General features: G+C 53.1%; 4 protein-coding genes. 3 read left to right on the top strand and 1 reads right to left on the bottom strand.

What is annotated here, in order from left to right; translation table 11 throughout:
• The 3 genes from Q0C48_RS08390 to Q0C48_RS08380 form a co-directional block, all read left to right on the top strand.
• Positions 1-2,460, top strand: a 2,460-nt coding sequence (locus Q0C48_RS08390) for a response regulator (RefSeq protein ID WP_291523341.1), incomplete at its 5' end; no start/stop codon positions are given.
• Positions 2,453-2,839 (top strand): response regulator, encoded by a 387-nt coding sequence (locus tag Q0C48_RS08385; protein ID WP_291523339.1) that lies wholly within the window; start codon positions 2,453-2,455, stop codon positions 2,837-2,839. The genes Q0C48_RS08390 and Q0C48_RS08385, both read left to right, overlap by 8 nt.
• The gene (locus tag Q0C48_RS08380; protein WP_291523336.1) at positions 2,832-3,908 is read left to right on the top strand and encodes an HD domain-containing phosphohydrolase; all 1,077 of its coding nucleotides are present in this window, start codon (positions 2,832-2,834) and stop codon (positions 3,906-3,908) included. The genes Q0C48_RS08385 and Q0C48_RS08380 overlap by 8 nt, the downstream gene beginning before the upstream one ends.
• Positions 3,909-4,097: 189 nt before the next feature.
• Here Q0C48_RS08380 and Q0C48_RS08375 read toward each other — a convergent pair whose 3' ends face one another.
• Positions 4,098-4,454 carry a hypothetical protein gene (locus Q0C48_RS08375; RefSeq protein ID WP_291523335.1) on the bottom strand — a complete coding sequence of 119 codons (357 nt, stop codon included), beginning with the start codon at positions 4,452-4,454 and terminating at the stop codon, positions 4,098-4,100.
• Positions 4,455-5,171 lie beyond the last annotated feature (717 nt).

Here is a 5,171-nt window from a genome sequence, read left to right as displayed (position 1 = left end):
CCTGAGGTAGGAGCCGTATGCGGTAATTCCGCTCGTACGGATCTGTGCGGGGGGCAGTGGGTAACCACTGTCCCTACCGCGACCGAAAAGCAGGGCCTTCCGGCAGCCCAGGCGATGCTGGGTGCGGGCGAAGGAATCGCCGAAATGACGGCGGTGCATGATCTGGTCGAGAAAATGCATACGACCGAAAACAGTCTGCTCAAGAAACGCACCGAGGCGGCCCAAGAGGCGGGTACGGCAACGTTATGGGCTATTGGAATCACTGTTGTCTTGCTGATGGCCCTGCTTATGGGGCTCTTTTGGCAAATCAGCAAAGAGGGGCGTGAGCGTCGCGAAGCGGAAAGAGGGCTGGAGGAGTCCCTGCGTATTGAAAGCAGTCAAGGACAGATTCTTGCCCTCTTTAGTGGTTCCAGTTTGGGGTTAACCGAAATCCTTCAACAAGTGCTGAGCATCTTGGCGGAGAATCATCCTTTCCCGGTTTCTGCATTTTATCGCTACGACGAATGGCAGGGCCTCTATGTTCTGTCTGCGCACCGGGGCACAGATAGACAACTGGCAAGCAGTTTTCAGCGTGGAGAGGGGGTTCTGGGCGAAGCGGCCGTGTCGGATCATCTACAACGCTTGAGGCAACCCGATGATCGCTCTGGATTTTTGGTGGACGCAGGGGTCTGTCAGATTCGACCTGCAGAGATCGCCATGGTGCCGATCCGTTATCAGGAACAACGATTCGGGGTGCTGGTGGTGGCTTCGCTACAAACACTCAGCGAGAGGAAGGCCACCTTTCTGGAGAAGCTTTCCCTAGAGATGGGCGCTGCCCTCAACCACATCGCTCAGAAAGAAAACCAGCAAATCATGGCCGTTGAATTACGCAAACAAAGCGAAGAGCTTCTGGAGAGAAATCAGTTGCTGCGCATGGCGGATCAGGCCAAGTCCGACTTTCTGGCCAACATGTCCCATGAGTTGCGTACCCCCCTCAATGCCATTATCGGTTTTTCCGAGTTGTTGAAGGATGGCGTCATGGGCGATCTTAGCCCTGAACAAAAAGATGCCACCGAGGATATTTTTGAAAGCGGCCAGCATCTCCTCTCTCTCATCAACGATATTCTGGACCTCTCTAAAGTGGAGGCGGGGATGATGAAGCTGGAGTTGGAAGCGACGAATCTCCACGATTTGCTTCAGGGCTCTTTGGGAATTGTCAGGGAAAAGGCGGTGGCCCATCAGATACGCCTGAACCTAGAAGTGGAACCAGATTTTCCTCCCGTTTACCTGGATGCGCGCAAGACCAAGCAGATTCTGTACAACTTGCTGTCCAACGCGGTGAAATTTACTCCCGATGGGGGTCAGATAACGCTTTGCGGGCGCAAAAGAGGCGATTTATCCGGCCCGGAATTTGCCGCCTACCCCAGTTGGCTGGAAATCAGTGTAACCGATACGGGTATCGGCATCGCCCAAAAAGACCAGGGTCGGCTTTTCAAACCCTTTGTCCAGGCTGACAGCGGTTTGGATCGTCGCTATGAAGGTACCGGCCTCGGTCTTTCCCTCGTCAAACGTCTTGCGGAACTGCACGATGGGCAAGTAGCCATGGAAAGTACGCTTGGGGAAGGATCGACCTTTCATGTCTGGATTCCCTGGCGAGAGGAGGCCGTTCTTGCAGAGGCGGATCCCGTGAAGGCGGTTTTTGCCTCCCAAATCGATCGCTCCGCCTTGGTGGTAGAGAATGACGTCGCTACCGCGACCCTCCTGCAAGGTTACTTGAGAAGTGACGGATTTCGCGTGCGCTGGGCTCGCGACTCTGTTGGCGGTTTAAATATGGCACGTGAAGAGCGCCCGGATCTCATCATTCTGGAGATGAATCTGTCAGGCAAGGACGGCTGGGATTTTCTCGCGGCCCAGCGCCAGGATGATCGTCTGGCCACCATTCCGTTGGTAATTACCAGTATGGATTCAGAACAGGGTTCGGGCTTCTCCCTCGGGAGTGTTCAAGTGCTGCAGAAACCCGTCGAAATGGAACGTCTGGAAGAAGTTCTGCGAAAACTCGGGTTTGTGGTGACCAAACAGAATCGCCCCGTGATCCTGGTCGTCGATGACGATGCGCGGGCGGTGGAAATCATTAACCGCCAGCTGAGCAACGGTGGTTACGAAGTCATCAGTGCTTACGGTGGGCGAGATGCCGTGACCATGGCAGAACATCTTCATCCCGATCTTATCCTGCTGGACCTGATGATGCCGGAATTCAACGGCTTCGACGTCGTGGACGCGCTGCAGAAAAATCCAAGCATGGCGGCCATCCCGGTGTTGGTTTTGACGGCTAAAATCATTACGTCAGAGGATCGCCGTCGTCTGAATGGCCATATACTGAAGATCATGGAAAAGGCGGGTTTCCGGCGCGACCAATTCCTCGGGGAGGTACGCCGCGCATTGAGCACCGCCCATTCCAGCCAAGGGGAAGGCCGTGCCTAAGCGAATTCTGATCATTGAAGATAATATGGTCAACTATAAGCTTACGGGTATTATCTTGCGCAAGGCTGGTTATGAAATTCTACATGCGGGCGATGCAGAACAGGGGGTTGCCACCGTCCGTGCTGAACATCCAGACCTCGTTCTTATGGACATTCATCTGCCTGGCATGGATGGGCTGACAGCAATCCGCATCCTAAAGGGAGATTCCGCGACGCAGCGAATTCCCATTCTGGCTCTCACGGCACTGGCTATGAAAGGGGATGAGGAAAGCATTTTCGCCGCTGGTTGCGATGCCTATCTGAGTAAGCCGATAGGTCATCAGGCGCTTATAGATATAGTGGGTCGTTTTTTTTTGCCGCAAGAGGAAGCCGATGCCTGAACAGCGTGCCATGATCCTGGTAGTGGATGATGAAGGGAGTAGCCGTCGCCTGCTCACGGCTTTGTTGCAGAACGATGGTTATGAGGTGCTGGCGACGTCCAGCGCTCAGGAGGCACTGGAGCGGCTTCAGGACCGCCGACCGGACTTGATACTCACGGATGGTATGATGCCTCAGATCAGTGGGTTCGAACTGGCTGCGCGTCTCAAGGCGGACTCCCGCTATGCTCACTTACCCATCATCGTCGTCACGGCCCTCGATGACCGCGAAACGCGTTTGCGCGCCTTGGAGGCCGGCGTAGATGATTTCCTCGGCAAGCCGATAGACCGAGCGGAGTTGCGCGTGCGGGTACGCAATATTCTGCGGCTCAAGGAATACGGCGATCGCATCCAGCGGAATAATGAAATTCTGGAAACTACCGTCCGGCAGCGCACGGCCCAGTTGCACGATAGCTATCTGCAGACGATCAATGTTCTTCTTCGCGCTGCTGAGAAAAAGGACGAAGAAACCGGCGCCCATATTCAGCGCATCGCCTATTATTGTAAGGAGTTGGCACAGCAACTGGGCATGGGGAAAGATTTTGTGGACCTCATTTTTGTGGCGAGCCCTATGCACGATGTAGGAAAGATTGGGATTCCCGATCAGGTCCTGCTGAAACCCGGTCCCTTGGATGTTGCGGAATGGGCCATTATGCGAACGCACACCACGCTCGGTGCTAATATTATTGGCCAACACAACGTTTCACCAGAATTACAGATGGGATGGGAAATCGCTCTGGGTCATCACGAACGATGGGATGGAAGTGGTTATCCTTCCGGTAGAAATGGCAATGAGATCCCTCTGCCTGCGAGGATGATGGCATTGGCCGACGTCTATGATGCTTTACGAAGTCGGCGTCCTTATAAAGAACCGTTTGATCATGAAAAAGCAGTGGACATTATCTTAAAAGGAGATGGACGAGTTAAGCCGGAGCATTTCGATCCTGATATTTTGGCGGCGTTTCCTCGCGCAGCCTCCACTTTTGCAGAGTATTACGCCACATTAACCGATTGCAACATTTCTAATGAGTAACCCGTGAGCGCGGTCAATGCATACCGCGTGCAAACCCGATGGTCATGTGCAGAAGCCGGACAGATAACCCATAGGGATGAGCGGGGGCATTGCCGAACAAGCCGAAAGTGGCAAAAACAGGAGCGACTTGGTCAAGCTGGCCGACAACAGCATGTACCAAGGCCAAAACCAATGGAAAGGGCCGAATCGTCACGGAATAGCGGCTTGCTGCTGCCCTTTGGCTTGCAACGTATGAAGCACGCAATCTGTCGCTAAACCGGGGCTTACGACCTGCAAGACCTGCAGCCTGCAAGGCTTGCCGCCATAAGTCGCCTCAAAACCCGCAGGGATAGCTGCAATGATCATGGCGGAGTGAATGCCAAAACGGCGGGCCTCATAGCTGCAGGTCGCCATGACACCTCGGTCGGCAGGATCGCCGACGACGATGACTGGCTGACCTCGTAGCCCGCAGTGGTCCCGTTGCTCCACCGCCGTAAAGAAGGCATCCATGTCCACGTGGATGATCTTGCGGAGTTCGGCACTGTGTTCTGAATATGGATCCGGCAATGGACAGTCTCCTGGACTGCTCGGACTCTATCAGGAACCGGCACGGGGAAGGGACTATACCCTGGGCATGTAATTGGGCAAGGGGACGAGAAGCAATGACGGTGCTTGCCGATGAGCGATAGACAAGCTGTAGATTGCGGAGAAGTGGTGGGCGGTAAAAGACTGATTGCGGTCATTGGAATCGGCTAGGGTATGCCTCCCACTTAGCGGGGTGAGAGTGGCGGAATTTCATTGTTTTGTCTCATGTGGGGGCGTCAGCAGCAAGGCAATAAATACAATCGCATAGGCTTATAATTGAAGGCGCCACATGGGACAGAATGATACCAATTGTCTGATGTGATACACAACCATATAATCACCACAGGAACGCGTAATGTCACGAATATTTTTAATCGTATTTTTATTTCCTCCAGCCATAGCTTTTGCTTGTGAATTCGTTAATGATTGCTCTCCTGGTAGTAAATGTATAAAAGAAAACGGCCAGTTATATGGTGTATGTATCGGCGGCATATCTCCAGGAAATACAATGATAGACAACCAGTCTACTCTCCGACAGATCCAAACAACACATATGGAAACACTTGTCAGTTTAATACTGATTGCGGTCCTGGATCTGTGTGCGTAAAAGGATCAGATTCCGTTTATGGAACATGCATACGTCAATAGGGCATTTCGAATAACAAAAATTTCACGACTTGAGAATGGAATATTCCCCTT

This window comes from Acidithiobacillus sp., from assembly GCF_023255755.1.
GTDB lineage: Bacteria > Pseudomonadota > Gammaproteobacteria > Acidithiobacillales > Acidithiobacillaceae > Acidithiobacillus.
Note: the sequence above shows the minus strand (reverse complement) of the source record. Positions and strands in the feature narration are given on the sequence as shown.